General features: G+C 71.5%; 13 protein-coding genes. 12 read left to right on the top strand and 1 reads right to left on the bottom strand.

Going from position 1 to position 15,860, the window contains the following annotated elements; translation table 11 throughout:
- Positions 1 to 136: 136 nt before the first annotated feature.
- The 11 genes from pth to ACHUEU_RS09905 all read left to right on the top strand — a co-directional run bounded on the left by pth (position 137) and on the right by ACHUEU_RS09905 (position 13,367).
- On the top strand, positions 137 to 751 hold the full coding sequence (gene pth / locus ACHUEU_RS09955; protein WP_394215890.1) for an aminoacyl-tRNA hydrolase: 615 nt from the start codon (positions 137 to 139) through the stop codon (positions 749 to 751).
- On the top strand, positions 748 to 4,359 hold the full coding sequence (mfd, locus tag ACHUEU_RS09950) for a transcription-repair coupling factor (protein WP_394215888.1): 3,612 nt from the start codon (positions 748 to 750) through the stop codon (positions 4,357 to 4,359). The genes pth and mfd overlap by 4 nt, the downstream gene beginning before the upstream one ends.
- A 10-nt stretch (positions 4,360 to 4,369) precedes the next feature.
- A complete protein-coding gene (locus ACHUEU_RS09945) occupies positions 4,370 to 5,227 on the top strand; it encodes a MazG nucleotide pyrophosphohydrolase domain-containing protein (protein WP_394215886.1) in 858 nt (285 codons plus the stop codon).
- A gap of 66 nt (positions 5,228 to 5,293) precedes the next feature.
- On the top strand, positions 5,294 to 6,577 hold the full coding sequence (gene eno, locus ACHUEU_RS09940) for a phosphopyruvate hydratase (protein ID WP_394215884.1): 1,284 nt from the start codon (positions 5,294 to 5,296) through the stop codon (positions 6,575 to 6,577).
- 88 nt (positions 6,578 to 6,665) lie between these two features.
- Entirely contained in the window at positions 6,666 to 7,343 is a 678-nt protein-coding gene (locus ACHUEU_RS09935) for an FtsB family cell division protein (RefSeq protein WP_394215882.1), read from the top strand.
- The gene (locus ACHUEU_RS09930; RefSeq protein ID WP_394215880.1) at positions 7,340 to 7,876 is read left to right on the top strand and encodes a DUF501 domain-containing protein; all 537 of its coding nucleotides are present in this window, start codon (positions 7,340 to 7,342) and stop codon (positions 7,874 to 7,876) included. The genes ACHUEU_RS09935 and ACHUEU_RS09930 overlap by 4 nt, the downstream gene beginning before the upstream one ends.
- On the top strand, positions 7,873 to 8,826 hold the full coding sequence (locus ACHUEU_RS09925; RefSeq protein WP_394215878.1) for a Ppx/GppA phosphatase family protein: 954 nt from the start codon (positions 7,873 to 7,875) through the stop codon (positions 8,824 to 8,826). The genes ACHUEU_RS09930 and ACHUEU_RS09925 overlap by 4 nt, the downstream gene beginning before the upstream one ends.
- A 63-nt stretch (positions 8,827 to 8,889) precedes the next feature.
- The gene (locus ACHUEU_RS09920) at positions 8,890 to 10,263 is read left to right on the top strand and encodes an NAD(P)/FAD-dependent oxidoreductase (RefSeq protein ID WP_394215876.1); all 1,374 of its coding nucleotides are present in this window, start codon (positions 8,890 to 8,892) and stop codon (positions 10,261 to 10,263) included.
- Between the two features lie 244 nt (positions 10,264 to 10,507).
- Positions 10,508 to 11,305, top strand: a complete 798-nt coding sequence (gene nagB / locus ACHUEU_RS09915; protein ID WP_394215874.1) for a glucosamine-6-phosphate deaminase — start codon at positions 10,508 to 10,510, stop codon at positions 11,303 to 11,305.
- 71 nt (positions 11,306 to 11,376) lie between these two features.
- Positions 11,377 to 12,882, top strand: a complete 1,506-nt coding sequence (locus ACHUEU_RS09910) for an NCS2 family permease (protein WP_394215872.1) — start codon at positions 11,377 to 11,379, stop codon at positions 12,880 to 12,882.
- Positions 12,879 to 13,367, top strand: a complete 489-nt coding sequence (locus ACHUEU_RS09905; protein WP_394215870.1) for a MarR family winged helix-turn-helix transcriptional regulator — start codon at positions 12,879 to 12,881, stop codon at positions 13,365 to 13,367. Before ACHUEU_RS09910 ends, ACHUEU_RS09905 begins: the two co-directional genes overlap by 4 nt.
- 76 nt (positions 13,368 to 13,443) lie before the next feature.
- Here the strand turns inward: ACHUEU_RS09905 and serC are convergent, their stop codons facing one another.
- Positions 13,444 to 14,607 (bottom strand): phosphoserine transaminase, encoded by a 1,164-nt coding sequence (gene serC / locus ACHUEU_RS09900; protein WP_394215868.1) that lies wholly within the window; start codon positions 14,605 to 14,607, stop codon positions 13,444 to 13,446.
- A 128-nt stretch (positions 14,608 to 14,735) separates the two neighbouring features.
- Between serC and ACHUEU_RS09895 the strand changes: the two genes are divergently transcribed.
- Entirely contained in the window at positions 14,736 to 15,434 is a 699-nt protein-coding gene (locus tag ACHUEU_RS09895; RefSeq protein ID WP_394215866.1) for a demethylmenaquinone methyltransferase, read from the top strand.
- The last annotated feature ends 426 nt before the right edge of the window (positions 15,435 to 15,860 follow it).

Below are 15,860 nucleotides of genomic sequence, written 5' to 3'. Positions count from 1 at the left end.
GCACCCTGCCGCGTCGCGGAACCGCCCCGCGGGGGAGCGCCCAGCGAGGACCAGGATCGGCGGGCGGCGCCGACCGGGATCAGGCCGTGCCGGCAGCAGCTTCGGCCGGCACCGAGGCAGCAGCGAGGAGCAGCCCATGACCGTGAGCGCACACCGGCCCGGCCCGTACCTGGTGGTGGGCCTGGGCAACCCCGGCCCGAAGTACGCCGAGACCCGGCACAACATCGGTCAGAGGGTCCTCGACCATATCGCGGGAGCCGCCGGCGGCCGCTTCGCCGCGGCTCGCCGCGCCCAGGCCGTCGTGCTCGAGGGTCGGCTCGGACTCCCCGGTGCCGATGCGCGCGTCATCCTCGCCAAGACCACCACCTTCATGAACGTCTCCGGCGGCCCCGTCAAGGCACTGGCCGCCTATTACGACATCCCGCCGGAGCGGATCGTCGCCGTGCACGACGAGGTGGACATCCCCTTCGACGTGGTGCGGCTCAAGCTCGGCGGCGGCGAGGGCGGCCACAACGGCCTGCGCGACATCAGCAGGGCCCTGGCCACGAAGGACTACCTGCGGGTGCGGGTGGGCGTCGGCCGACCGATCGGCGGCCGCGACACCGCCGATCACGTGCTCGCCCCCTTCAGCACCACCGAGCGCAGGTCCCTGGAGCTGCTCGTCTCCGACGCGGCCGACGCCGTCGAGTCCGTGATCCTCGAGGGCCTCCCCGCCGCCCAGCAGCGCTTCCACTCCCGAGAGGTCCGATGACTACCCAGACCGCCGCCCCCGCGCCGACCACCGAGCACCCCCCGCTGCGCCCGCTGCTGGAGCAGCTGGCCGCCGGCCGTGACCTCGCCGCCGTCCGAGACCTGGTCGCCGAGGGCACCGAGAGCGGCGAGGGCGGCAGCATCGTCGCGGCCACCGGCCTGTTCCCCTTCCTGGTGGCGGATCTCGCCCGGCGGGCCACCGCCGAGCAGCCGCTGGTCATCGTCACCGCGACGACCCGCGCCGCCGAGGACCTGCGGGCCGCACTGTCTGCCCTGGTGGGCACCGCGCACCTGGTCGAGCTCCCGGCCTGGGAGACCCTGCCCCACGAGCGGCTCTCCCCGCGCGCCGACACCGTCGCCAAGCGGCTGTCGACCCTGCGCCGCATCGCGCATCCCGAGACCGAGGACCCGGCGTACGTGGTGCTGATGCCCGTGCGCTCCCTGCTGCAGCCGATCGCGAAGGGCCTGGGCGATCTGCGCCCGGTGCGGGCGGCGGTCGGGGACACCTACCCCCTCGAGGACATCGAGCGCGACCTCGTCGACGCCGCCTATGTCCGCGTCGACATGGTCGAGAAGCGGGGCGAGTTCGCCGTGCGCGGCGGCATCCTCGACGTCTTCCCGCCCACCGAGCCGCATCCGGTGCGGGTGGACCTCTTCGGCGACGAGATCGATGACGTCCGCTACTTCTCCGTCGCCGACCAGCGCTCCCTGGACCCCGCCCCGCGGGGGCTGGACGCCCCGCCCTGCCGCGAGATCCTGCTCACCCCCGCGGTGCGCGAGCGCGCCCGCGTCCGCGCCGAGGAGCTGCCCGGGGTGCGGGATCTGCTGCTGCGGATCGCGGACGGCATCGCCGCCGACGGCATGGAATCCCTCAGCCCGGTGCTGGTCGGGGAGATGGAGCAGGTGGCCGACGTGCTGCCCGCCGGCGCCCGCTTCCTGGTCCTGGACCCGGAGAAGGCGCGCGCCCGGGCCGGCGAGCTGGTCGCCACCACCGAGGAGTTCCTCGCCGCGGCCTGGTCCAGCGCCGCCGCCGGCGGCGGACTGCCGATCGACGTGGGGGCGGCGAGCTTCGTGCCGCTGTCCGAGGCGAAGGGACACGCCCGCGAGGGCGGGCGCCCCTGGTTCACGCTGGCCGCCTTCGGTCTGGACACCGACGTCGACCTCACCACCGCCTCCTCCACCCATCCCGGCTATTCCGGCAAGCCCGGGGACGCCGCGAAGGACCTCGAACGCCGCCGCACCGAGGGCTGGTCCGTGATCTCGACCATGGTCGGGCCCGGCGGCGCGCGCCACGTCGCCGAGAACCTCCGCGCCGAGGGGCTGCCCGCCGTCTTCACCGCCGAGCTCGACGGACCCGTCGCGCCCGGCGAGGCCGTGGTCACCGTCGGCCCCTTCGTCGAGGGGCTCGTCGACGAGGATCTGCAGCTGATCCTCTCCGCCGAGCGGGACCTGACCGGCAAGTCCGGGGCACGTCGCGGTGAGGAGCGGAAGCTGCCCTCGCGGCGTCGCAACGTCGTCGACCCCCTCCAGCTGCGCCCCGGGGACCATGTCGTCCACGCCCACCACGGCGTCGGCCGTTTCGTGGAGATGACCCGCCGCGCCGTGGGCGTCGGCGCCAAGCGGACCACCCGCGAATACCTCGTCATCGAGTACGCGCCCTCCAAGAAGGGCCAGCCCGGCGACCGGCTCTACGTGCCCAGCGACCAGCTCGACCAGGTCACCAAGTACGTCGGCGGCGAGGAGCCGAGCGTCAACCGGATGGGCGGCGCCGACTGGGCGAAGACGAAGTCCAAGGCCCGCAGAGCGATCCGCGAGATCGCCGACGAGCTGGTGCGGCTGTACTCCGCCCGCCAGTCCGCACCCGGGCACGCCTTCGGCCCGGACACCCCGTGGCAGCGGGAGCTCGAGGACTCCTTCGAGTTCGTCGAGACCCCCGACCAGCTCTCCACCATCGAGGACGTCAAGGCGGATATGGAGAAGTCCGTCCCCATGGACCGGCTGATCCTCGGCGACGTCGGCTACGGCAAGACCGAGATCGCGGTGCGCGCCGCGTTCAAGGCGGCCCAGGACGGCAAGCAGGTCGCCGTGCTCGCCCCCACCACCCTGCTCGCGCAGCAGCACCTGGACACCTTCGCCGAGCGCTACACCGGCTTCCCGGTCACCGTGCGGGGGCTCTCCCGCTTCCAGAACCCGGCGGATGCGCGGGCCACCATCGAGGGTGTCGCCGACGGCAGCGTCGACGTCGTCATCGGCACCCACCGTCTGCTCACCGGGAACGTGCGGTTCAAGGATCTGGGGCTGCTGATCATCGACGAGGAGCAGCGCTTCGGCGTCGAGCACAAGGAGACGCTCAAGGCGCTGCGCACGAACGTGGACGTGCTGTCCATGTCCGCGACCCCGATCCCGCGCACCCTCGAGATGGCCGTCACCGGCATCCGCGAGCTGTCCATCCTGGCGACCCCGCCGGAGGAGCGCCACCCGGTGCTCACCTACGTCGGCGCGCAGGAGGACCAGCAGGTCACCGCGGCCATCCGCCGCGAGCTGCTGCGGGAGGGCCAGGTGTTCTACATCCACAACCGGGTCGAGGACATCGACCGGGTCGCCGCCCACCTGCGCGAGCTGGTGCCCGACGCGCGGGTCCGGGTCGCCCACGGCAAGATGAACGAGCACCAGCTCGAACGGGTGATCGTCGACTTCTGGGAGCGGGACTTCGACGTGCTGGTGTGCACCACCATCGTCGAGACCGGCCTCGACATCGCCAACGCCAACACCCTCATCGTCGAGCACGCCGACAAGTTCGGCCTCTCCCAGCTGCACCAGCTGCGCGGCCGGGTGGGGCGCTCAAGCGAGCGGGCCTACTCCTACTTCCTCTACAACGCGACCAAGCCGCTCACCGAGCTCGCGCACGATCGCCTGACCACCCTGGCCACCAACACCGATCTCGGTGCCGGTATGAAGGTGGCGATGAAGGATCTCGAGATCCGCGGCGCCGGCAACCTGCTGGGCGGGGAGCAGTCCGGGCACATCGCCGGCGTCGGCTTCGACCTCTACGTGCGGATGGTGGGGGAGGCCGTCGCGGCCTTCCGCGGCGAGAGCGCCGCGCCCGAGAAGGAGATCCGCGTCGAGCTGCCGCTGGACGCCCACGTCCCGCACGACTACATCGGGTCCGAGCGCCTGCGACTGGAGGCCTACTCGAAGCTCTCGGCCGTGCGGGAGAGCTCCGAGGTCGACCAGATCCGCTCCGAGCTCAGCGACCGCTACGGCACCCCGCCCGCGCCGGTCGAGGTGCTGCTGGACGTGGCCCGGTTCCGGATCGACGCCCGCGCCGCGGGGGTCGACGAGATCCAGGCCCAGGGCAAGATGATCCGCTTCGCGCATCTGGAGGTGCCGGACTCCGCGGCGATGCGGATGAAGCGCCTGTACCCGGGCACCGTGCTCAAGCCCGCGGTGCGCCAGGTGCTGGTGCCGCGCCCGATGACCTCCCGGCTCGGGGGCACCGAGCTGCGGGACCACGACCTGCTGGAGTGGGCGCGGGAGGTGCTGCGCACCCTCGTCCCCGCCGCGGCGGCGACGATCAGCGCACCCACGGTCCGGACCACGGCCGAGTAGCCTCCCTCCTGTGAGCGACGCGCAGAGCACCCCCGCGCCCGAGAGTCCCGTGCGCGGTCCCGCACCCGAGAGACCGTCCCCGGAGCAGGCGCACCCCGCACAGCGCGGTCCCGGAGCGCCGGACCCCCGGCGGGACGGCGCCGACCTCCCCGGCCGCGGCAGCGCCCTGCTGCGGGCGGTGGAGGTGATGGAGGCGCTGCGCGCCCCCACCGGCGACGCCTGGACCCATCAGCAGAGCCACGCCTCGCTCGCCCGCTACCTGCTCGAGGAGACCCACGAGGTCCTCGAGGTGATCGACGACCCCGCGGACCACGGACCCGGTGCGCTCCCGGATGAGCTCGGCGACCTGCTGTTCCAGATCCTTTTCCACGCCCGGGTGGGCCAGGAGGAGGAACCGGCCTGGGACATCGACGACGTGGCCCGTGCGTTCATCGCGAAGATGGAGCGGCGCAATCCTCACGTCTTCGGCCGGCTGCGCGAGCAGGCACTGGCGGACCCCGAGGACGTCGAACAGATCATCGCCCAGTGGCATGCGGTCAAGGCCGCGGAGCAGGAGTCCGCGGGGGTCCGCGAGAAGGGCTGGTTCGACGGCATCCCCGCCCGGCTGCCGGCCCTGCAGACCGCCGCGAAGGCGGTGCACCGTGCGCGCTCGGCGGGACGGCTCGAGGAGCTGCTGGCGGCCGCGGACGAGGTCTCCCGTGCCGAGGACGCCCCGGAGTGGGGAGCCGACGTGGCCCGGGCACTGCTGGATCTCGCCGTGGCCGCCGAGTCCCGGGACGACGATCCCGAGACGGCGCTGCGCACGCTGCTGGCCCGCACCCGGACCCGCCTCGCCGGCCCGGAGCAGGATCCGGGGCTCTCGGCCTAGACTGGTCCCTGGACGGTCAGCGCCGACCGGCCGTGACATCACTTCACCCGAAGGAAGGAACAGCCCATGGCAGCCCTGATCGATGCCCTGCACGCCCGCGAGATCCTCGACTCCCGAGGAAACCCCACCGTCGAGGTGGAGATCCTGCTCGACGACGGGACCTTCGCCCGCGCCGCAGTCCCCTCCGGCGCCTCCACCGGCGCCTTCGAGGCCGTCGAGCGCCGGGACGGCGACAAGGACCGGTACCTCGGCAAGGGCGTCCAGGACGCCGTCAGCGCCGTGATCGCCGACATCCAGCCGAAGATCCTGGGCATGGACGTCCAGGAGCAGCGCGCGATCGACGCCGCCATGCTCGAGCTCGACGGCACCGAGAACAAGGGCGCCGTCGGCGCCAATGCGATCCTCGGCGTGTCCCTGGCCGTGGCCCGTGCCGCCGCCGACTCCGCCGGGACCCCGCTGTACCAGTACGTCGGCGGCCCGAACGCCCACCTCCTGCCGGTGCCGATGATGAACATCCTCAACGGCGGCTCCCACGCGGACTCCAACGTCGACATCCAGGAGTTCATGATCGCGCCGATCGGTGCGGAGACCTTCTCCGAGGCGATGCGGGTCGGCGCCGAGGTGTACCACGCGCTGAAGGCCGTGCTCCAGGAGCGCGGCCTGGCCACCGGCCTCGGCGACGAGGGCGGCTTCGCACCGAACCTCGACTCCAACCGCGCCGCCCTCGACCTCATCGTCGAGGCCATCGGCAAGGCCGGTTTCGAGGCCGGCAAGGAGGTTGCGCTCGCGCTCGACGTCGCGGCCTCGGAGTTCTTCGCGGACGGCTCCTACACCTTCGAGGGGGCGACGAAGACCTCCGCCGAGATGGTCGAGTACTACGCCGAGCTCGTCGACGCGTACCCGCTGGTCTCCATCGAGGACCCGCTGGACGAGGACGACTGGGCGGGCTGGAAGGCCATGACCGATCGTCTCGGCACCCGGACCCAGCTGGTGGGCGACGATCTCTTCGTCACCAACCCCGAGCGGCTCACCCGCGGCATCGCCGAGGGCTCCGCGAACTCGCTGCTGGTCAAGGTCAACCAGATCGGCTCGCTGTCGGAGACCCTCGACGCCGTGGACCTCGCGCATCGCGCCGGCTTCACCGCGATGATGTCCCACCGCTCCGGTGAGACGGAGGACACCACCATCGCCGACCTCGCCGTGGCCACCAACTGCGGCCAGATCAAGTCCGGCGCCCCGGCCCGCGGCGAGCGCGTGGCCAAGTACAACCAGCTGCTCCGCATCGAGGAGGAGCTCGGCGAGGCCGCACGCTACGCGGGCGCCGCGGCATTCCCGCGTTTCACGGCCTGATCTCCCCGCACTGCGTGGAACGGGTACGTGGGGAGCCGGCATCCAGGATGATGCCGGAGTCCGCAGGGTGAGGTTGTAACCTCGTGCCATGAGCAGCAGACGACCGGGCGCCCCGCGATCGACGAGGCGCCCGGTCCCTGCGTCCGGGGGCAGGCGCTCCGCGGCACGGACCACCTCGCGACCTGCCGCCGGCACCCCGCGGGGCGGGGCCGCCCGGGCCTCGCGCTCGCGAGGACCCGCCGCGGCCTCCCGGCCCGCCGCGACCCCGCCCAGCGCGGGGGAGGAGGACGGCCCCGGCATCACCATCACCCGTCGCACGCTCGCGCTGGTGGCCCTGATCGTGATCGCCCTGGCCGCGCTGGTGCCCACGGTCAACACCTATGTCGCCCAGCGGCAGCAGCTCTCCGAGCTGCAGAGCCAGGTCTCCCGGCAGGAGCAGCAGGTCGAGGCACTGCGCGAGCAGGTGTCCCGCTGGGAGGACCCCACCTACGTCGCCGCCCGTGCCCGCGAGCGGCTGCTGTTCGCGATGCCGGGGGAGACCCAGTACCGGCTCACCGACACCTCCGGGCACGACGTCCCCCTCACCGAGGCCGAGCAGGCCGAGGAGGCCGCGAAGGAGGGAGAGTGGTTCTCCATGCTCTGGGAGAGCGTGGAGGGCTCCAGCCGACTCACCCCCGAGGACCTCCCCGACGAGACGGGGGCGACCGACGACGACGTCTCCGAGCAGGACCCCGCCGACACCACCGATCAGGACACCGACCAGTGAGCACGCTTCCCCCCCTTCCCTTCGAGTCCCCGGCCACCGCACAGGACCACGAGGTGATGCGCGCACAGCTCGGACGGGAGATGCGCGGCGTCATCTCGATCGCCCGACGCTGCGGCTGCGGTCGACCCGCCGTGGTCCGCACCTCCCCGCGGCTCGAGGACGGCACCCCGTTCCCCACCTCTCTCTACCTGACCCTCCCCTGGCTCACGCTGGAGATCTCGCGCCTGGAGGCGACCGGCCTGATGGCCCAGCTCACCGAGCGGGTGGAACAGGATCCCGCGCTCGCCCGCGCCTACCGCGGTGCGCATGAGCGCTACCTCGCCCGCCGCGCGGAGATCGGCGATGCCGAGGAGGTCCGGCACGTCAGCGCCGGCGGCATGCCCACCCGGGTCAAGTGCCTGCACGCCCTGGCCGGTCAGGCCCTCGCCGAGGGGCCCGGGACCAATCCGATCGCCGACGAGGTGCTGCTCCTGGTCGATGGCACGCTGCCCGAGCTGCTCTGCCGCTGCGAGGACGGAGAGGCGACCCGATGAGCGCCCCCGTCGCCGCGATCGACTGCGGCACCAACTCGATCCGCCTGCTCATCGCTCGCCGGGACGAGGCCTCCGGGGCCCTCGTCGACCTCGAGCGCCGGCTGGAGATGGTCCGGCTCGGACTGGGCGTGGACCGCACCGGACGCTTCGACCCGGTCGCCGTCGAACGGACGCTGGAGGCCGCCCGCCGGTACCGCGCGCTGATCGAGCACCATGGCGTCGCCACGCAGGACATCCGCTTCGTCGCCACCTCCGCGACCCGGGACGCCGCCAACCGCGACCTCTTCATCGACGGGATCCACGAGATCCTCGGGATCGTGCCCGAGGTGATCAGCGGAGGCGAGGAGGCGGCACTCTCCTTCCGCGGAGCCGTCAGCACCATCGCGGACCTGCCCGCGGGGCCGAGGCTGGTCGTGGACATCGGCGGGGGCTCCACCGAGCTGGTGCTCGGCGAGGGGACCCCGACCCACCGGATCAGCATGGACATGGGCTCGGTGCGACTGACCGAGCGCCATCTGGTCACCGATCCGCCCACCGCGGCCGAGATCGACGCCGCCACCGCCGAGATCGACGCCCACCTGGACCGGGCCGCCCTCGAGGTGCCCCTGGACCGGGCGACCTCGCTGGTCGGCGTCGCCGGAACCGTGACGACCGTCACGGCCGTGGCGGCCGGCATCCAGGACTATCGTCCCGACGTCACGCACGGGGCGTCCCTGACGATCGACGGACTGGGCGACATCTGCCGCACACTGCTCACCGAGACCCGCGCCGAGCGCTCCCGACGGAGGGCCATCCATCCAGGTCGCGTGGACGTCATCGGTGCCGGTGCGCTGATCTGGTCGCGCATCGCCGACCGTGTCGCGGCGGCCGGGACGCTCACGTCCGCCCGCACCAGCGAGCACGACATCCTCGACGGGATCGCTCTGCATCTGCTGGACCGGGTGCCCTGACCTCGACCTGCTCACGGGGCGGTCGCTTTTGTATCCGGGCGTCCGCAGTTCTACTCTGTAGATATGACTAATACTTTCGGCGGCAAGCCCCATGTCCTCATCCTCGGAGGCGGATCCGTCGGCTCGACGACCGCATCCGAGCTGCGCAAGACCCTCGGTGCCGAGGTCGCGATCACCGTCGTCGACCCGCGTCCGTACATGACCTACGCGCCGTTCCTCCCCGAGGTCGGCGCCGGCAGCATCGACCCGCGCAACGTCCTCGCGCCGCTGCGCAAGGTCCTGCCCGGGGCCAAGGTCGTCACCGGTGCGGTCTCCGCGATCCGCAGCACCGAGAACACCGTGGTCGTGGACCTCGAGGAGGACGAGCAGCTCGAGATCGCCTACGACTACCTGGTGGTCGGCCTCGGCGCCGTCCCCCGTCTGCTGCCCATCCCCGGCCTCGCGGAGAACGCGATCGGCTTCAAGCAGATCGAGGAGGCGACCGCTGTGCGCGACCGCATCCTCGCGAACCTCGCCGAGGCCGCGACCACCAAGGATCCCGCGGTCCGCAAGCGTCTGCTCACCTTCACCTTCATCGGTGGCGGCTTCGCCGGCGGCGAGGCCGTCGCCGAGACCGAGGACCTGGTCCGCGATGCGCTGCGCTACTACCCCGACCTCCACGCCTCGGACATCCGTTTCGTGCTGGTCGACGGCGCACCGTTCATCTTCCCCGAGCTCGCCGAGGACCAGCGCGCCTACGTGCTGAACCAGCTGCGCGAGCGCGGCATCGAGGTCAAGCTCGAGACCTTCCTCAACTCCGCCGAGAACGGCGTGATCAAGACCAGCGACGGCGATGAGTTCGAGTCCGACCTGCTGGTCTGGAACGCCGGCGTGAAGCCGGCCCCGGTGCTCGCGGACCCGGAGGTCTCCGATCTCCCGATCGTCACCGAGCGCGGCCCGCTGATGGGCAAGCTCGAATCGCTCGCGGACCTCCGCGTCAACGGCGCCGAGGGCCCGTTGGACAACGTCTTCGCCGCCGGTGACTGCGCCGCCGTGCCGGACCTCGCCTCGGGCGAGGGCAAGTTCTGCCCGCCGAATGCGCAGCACGCGGTCCGTCAGGCCAAGCGCGTGGCCGACAACATCGCGCGCTCCGTCCAGGGTCGCCCGCTGGTGGACTACTACCACCGGAACCTCGGTGTGATGGCCACCCTCGGCATGTACAAGGGCGTGGCCCTGCTGCAGCTGGGTGACAAGGAGATCGACGTCCGCGGCCTGCCGGCATGGGTGATGGCCCGTTCGTACCACGTGTACGCGATGCCGACCCTCGGCCGGAAGGCCTCCGTGATCGCGGGCTGGGCGACCAACCTGATCTCGCGCCGCGACATCATCGGCATCCCCGAGGCCGAGACCCCGCGCGCGGCCTTCGAGTACGCCGCGAACACCGGCAAGAAGAAGTGAGCCGAGCGGGTCCTCCCGCCTGAGGCAGGAGCACCCGCCCCGGGGGAGCGAACGCTGCCGTACACGCGCTGTGCGGCAGCGTTCGTGCGTGTGCGCGCACGGCGACGGGAGCCGGCCGTCTCATGAGCCGACGCACACCCGGGCGAGCACCGCGTGACCAGGTATGCTCGGATGTACGCGAGAACATGCAGGAACGATCAACGGTGGGCCGTGGCGCGGCACCGGGACAGAAGGGCAGGACCGCATGGAGATCCACATCGTGGAGAACGCCGAGAAGGGCGCGGAGGTCGTCGCGGACGTCTTCGTCCGCACACTGCAGGAGGCAGGGGAGTCGGGCACGGTCCTGGGCCTGGCCACCGGCTCCTCCCCGGTCCCCGCCTATGCCGAGCTGATCCGTCGCCACCGCGAGGAGGGGCTCTCCTTCGCCCACTGCCGAGCGTTCCTGCTCGATGAGTACATCGGCCTGCCGGCCGGTCACGAGCAGAGCTACCACCACTTCATCCGCGAGAACTTCACGTCGCACATCGACATCGACGACGCCGCCGTCGTCTCCCCGGACGGCGCCTCGGCCGATCCGGTCGCCGAAGCGGCGTCCTATGATCGTCGGCTCCGCGACGCCGGGGGAGTGGACCTGCAGATTCTCGGGATCGGGTCCAACGGGCACATCGCCTTCAACGAGCCCGGCAGCTCGCTCGGCTCCCGCACCCGGGTGATCGGCCTCGCACGCTCCACCATCGAGGACAACGCCCGCTACTTCGCCACCGCGGACGACGTCCCGGTCCGGGCGCTCAGCCAGGGGCTGGGCACCATCCTCGAGGCGCGACGGATCGTGCTGACCGCCACGGGCGAGGGCAAGGCCGAGGCCGTCGCCCAGCTCGTCGAGGGCGCGATCAGCGCCCGCTGGCCCGCGACCGTGCTGCAGATGCACCCGGACGTGACCGTGGTGGTCGACGAAGCGGCCGCCTCGAAGCTCGAGCTCGCGGACTACTACCGCTACTCGCGACGGCTCGAGGCAGAGCACCCGCTCCTCGCGCAGCGCTGAGCCCGGGCGGGCACGCGCACCTCCCGGACACCGCAGGGTGCCCGGGGCCGCGGGCGGATACGATCTCTCCCATGCAGCAGGCCGACCCCTCCTCCCCGTCCGCGCTCCCCACGGTGGTCGACACCTCGCCCCGGTCGGGACTGGACCGCTTCTTCGCGATCTCCGAGCGGGGCTCCACGGTGGGCCGCGAGATCCGCGGCGGTCTCGTCACCTTCTTCTCGATGTGCTACATCGTGGTGCTGAACCCGCTGATCATCGGGACGGTCCCGGATTCCACCGGGATGTATCTCGGTGGGGGCACCGAGCCGAACCTGCCGGCCGTCGCCGCCGGCACGGCGCTGATCGCCGGTCTGCTGAGCCTGGCGATGGGAGCCTGGGCGAAGTTCCCCCTCGCGCTCGCCGCCGGTCTCGGGCTCAACGCCTATCTCGCCTACTCCGTCGTCCCCCTGCCGGGCATGACCTGGGGCGGGGCCATGGGCATGGTGCTGCTCGAAGGCGTCGTGATCCTGGTGCTGGTGCTCACCGGCTTCCGCAGGGCAGTCTTCAACGCGGTCCCGCCGTTCCTCAAGACCGCCATCGCGGTGGGCATCGGCCTGTTCATCGCCTTCCTCGGGCTGTTCAACGCGAAGTTCGTGACCACCGCTGCCGGGACGCCCGTGCAGCTGGGCAACGACGGGTCGCTGACCGGATGGCCCACCGTCGTGTTCGTGGCCGGGCTGCTGGCGATGCTGGTGCTGTGGATCCGCAAGGTGCCGGGCGCGATCCTCATCGCGATCGTCAGCGCGACCGTGCTCTCCCTGGTCATCGAGCGAGTGCTGCACCTGGGTGCCTTCGCCCCGGCCGAGGGCACGGAGCCCGGCAACCCCGGCGGCTGGGCGATGAACGTCCCGGCGATCACGGGCTCGCCGGTCCGGCTGCCCGACTTCGCCACGCTCTTCACGGTCGACCCGATCGGCGGGATCACCGCCGCCGGCATCATCGGCGCCACGGTCATCGTCTTCTCCCTGCTGCTGGCGGACTTCTTCGACACGATGGGCACGATGGTCGGGGTCGCCGCCGCCGCGGACCTCCTCGAGGAGGGCGGCGACATCCCCCACTCGCAGCGCATCCTGGTCGTCGACTCGGTGGCCGCGATCGCGGGCGGCGTCGGCGGCGTCTCGTCGAACACGAGCTTCGTCGAATCCACCTCGGGCGTTGCCGAGGGCGCGCGGACCGGGCTCGCCGCCGTGGTCGTCGGCACGCTCTTCCTGCTCTCGACCTTCCTCTCGCCGCTGGTCGCGATGGTCCCCTACGAGGCGGCGACCCCGGCACTGGTGATGGTCGGCTTCCTGATGATGACCCAGATCACCGATATCGACTTCACCGACGTCGAGGTCGCGGTGCCCGCCTTCCTCACCATCATCCTGATGCCCTTCGCCTACTCAATCACCGTCGGGATGGGCGCCGGCTTCGTGATGTACGTGCTCATCCGGGTGGTCCGCGGCAAGGCCCGCGAGGTCCACTGGCTGATGTACCTCATCGCGCTGCTGTTCGTCGTGTACTTCCTGCGCGGTGCGATCGAGGGCGTCCTGCTGTGAGCCCGCGCGAGGCCGGGGACGCGACGGCGGAGCCGAACGTTTCCGCGGCCGAGGGCGAGGAAGCGGCCGAGCTGGCCGCCGAGCTGCAGCGGGTGCTGCTGGTCTCCTCCCGGATCCTGCGCTCCCACACCGCCTCGGAGGAGGTCTCCGCTGCGCAGTTCTCGGTCCTCGCCTACCTCCACCGGAGAGGGGAGTCGACGCCGAGTGCGCTCGCGGAGTTCGAGCACGTGAGCCCGCCGGTGATGACCCGGTGCCTCGGACGGCTCGAACAGTCCGGTCTGGTGCGCCGAGCCACGCACCCCGTGGACGGGCGCCAGGTCAGGGTCACCCTCACCGAGGAGGGAGAGCAGCTGGTGCTCGCGGGCCGGGAGCACCGCCACACCTGGCTCCGCGAGCGGATCGACGGTGCCACGCCCGCGCAGCGAGCTGCCCTGCGCGGTGCCTCCCAGGTGCTGCGCGAGCTGCTCCTCCCGGCGCGGGAATGACCGCTCGCGGCCGCGCCGCGGTGGGACGGCCGGACCGCGGCGACGGGCGGTCCGCTCGTCCCTGATCGGGGTCGCCTCAGGCGCCCCCGGTGCTGTCCAGCAGGTGGTCGAGCACCGCGATCAGCGCTGCCACATCCTCCTCGCCGACGGCGGGGAAGGTCGCGATGCGCAGCTGGTTGCGGCCGAGCTTCCGGTACGGCTCGATGTCGACCACGCCGTGGGCGCGCAGCACCGAGGTGATGGCCGTGGCATCGATCGACTCGTCGACATCCAGGGTGGTCACCACCTGGGAGCGCGCGGCCGGATCAGCGACGAACGGCGTGATCTCCTCCCGCCGTGCGGCCCAGGCCTGCAGCATCCCGCTGGTGGTGCGTGTGCGCTCGTCGGCCCACACCAGGCCGCCCTGTGCGAGCATCCATTCGATCTGCTCGGCCAGCAGCACCAAGGTGGCGACCGCGGGCGTGTTCAGGGTCTGGTCCTTCCGGGAGTTGTCGATCGCGCTGGTGAGCGAGAGGAAGGACGGGATCCACCGCGAGGTGTCCCGGGCCAGCCGCTCGGCGCGCTCGATCGCGGCGGGGGAGAGGAGGCTCAGCCAGAGCCCGCCGTCGGAGGCGAAGGCCTTCTGCGGGGCGAAGTAGTACGCATCGGTCTGCGTGACATCGACGCTCGCCGCACCGGCGACCGAGGTCGCATCCACGAGCACCAGCTGGTCATCCCCCGCCCCCTCGGGACGCCGCACCGGCACCATCACGCCGGTCGAGGTCTCGTTGTGCGGCCAGGCGTAGGCGTCGACCTCGGCGGAGGCGACCGGTTGCGGCACGGATCCCGGCGCCGAACGCAGGACCTCGGGCTCTGCGAGATGAGGAGCCCCGGCGGACTCTGCGGCGAACTTCTGGGAGAACTCCCCCAGCACGAGATGCTGCGAGCGGCGCTCGATCAGCCCGAAGACGGCCACGTCCCAGAAGGCCGTGGACCCGCCGTTGCCGAGCACCACCTCATAGCCCTCCGGCAGGGAGAACAGCTCAGCGAGACCCGCGCGCACCCGAGCGACGAGATCCTTCACCGGCGCCTGGCGGTGCGAGGTGCCCATCACCGTGGTCGAGACGGATCGCAGCGCCTCCATCTGCTCCGACCGGATGCGCGAGGGACCGGAGCCGAAGCGACCATCCCCGGGCAGCAGCTGCTGGGGGATGGACAGGGCGCGGAGGGCATCGGTGCGAGCGGTGCTGGCTGCGGTCATTCGGAGACTCCTCATGATGGGTGGGCCGAGGGCGCCGACCGGAGGGGCGCCGCGACCATTCTTCCAGCGGAGCGGCGATCGGCCGAGAGCCGTCCGTGGGCGCTCACCGGACGTGGGAGGATCAGAGCATGAGCCGTGCTGATCTGGAGAAGCAGCCGTACGACGTCGCCACGATGTTCGACGGCATCGCCAAGCGCTACGACCTGATGAACGACGTCGCCGCGATGGGACAGGTCGGGATGTGGCGCGACCTCATGGTCCAGGCGCTGGAGATCGACCCCGGTGCCCAGGTCCTCGACCTCGCGGCCGGCACCGGCACCTCGACCGCCGCGATCGCCCACGCCGGCGCCCGGGTGGTCGCCGCGGACTTCTCCCTGGGCATGATGAGCGAGGGCCGGCGGCGCGGAGCCCCGGTCCCCTTCGTCGGTGCCGACGGGCAGCACCTCCCGTTCGCCGAGGACTCCTTCGACGCCGCGTCCATCTCCTTCGGCCTGCGCAACGTGCACGAGCCGCGCCAGGCTCTGGCCGAGTTGGTCAGAGTGGTCCGTCCCGGCGGACGAGTGCTGGTCTGTGAGTTCTCCACCCCGGCCTGGGCGCCGTTCCGCACCGTGTACGAGAAGTACCTGCTGCGCGCGCTGCCGGCGGTCGCCGGCAGGTTCGCGACCACTGTCGATGCCTACGAGTACCTCGCCGAGTCGATCCTCGAGTGGCCGGACCAGGAGCAGCTGCGCGGGTGGTTCCGGGAGGCCGGCATGGAGCGCACCCAGTACCGCAATCTCAGCGGCGGGATCGTCGCCCTCCACCGCGGTGTCGTGCCCGTCTCATGACGGCCCGGCCGACGAGGGCACAGTCGACGTCCTCGACCCTGGTTCGACGCCGTGACCTGCACGAACATCCAGCTGGTGACGATGTGGTCGAGGCCACGTCGGAAAGGGGCGTTCTGGCTTGACGGGGGTGTCGGGGGTGCGTAATGTTCTTCCTCGTGCCCCGGACAACGGGAATCAGGAACGGCCCGCGCGCCGGACCAGTATTCTCGCACTGACCAGGCATGACTGGTCTTCCGAGAGGGGATCGCGGCGCGGATCACACCGCACGGATTTGACTCGGAGAACTGGGCCGCAGTAGGCTGGCGGAGTTGCCTCGGAGCGGATGGCCCGGAAGGGTCCGATGCACCGAGTGCGCGTGTTGCTTGATATCTCAATAGCGTGTCTGTTTATTGATGCCATTTGTTTGAATGGCAAGTATACGGATGA

The organism is Brachybacterium vulturis (assembly GCF_043641765.1).
GTDB classification, from domain to species: Bacteria; Actinomycetota; Actinomycetes; order Actinomycetales; family Dermabacteraceae; genus Brachybacterium; species Brachybacterium vulturis_A.
This window is presented reverse-complemented; position numbering and strand designations above follow the sequence as displayed.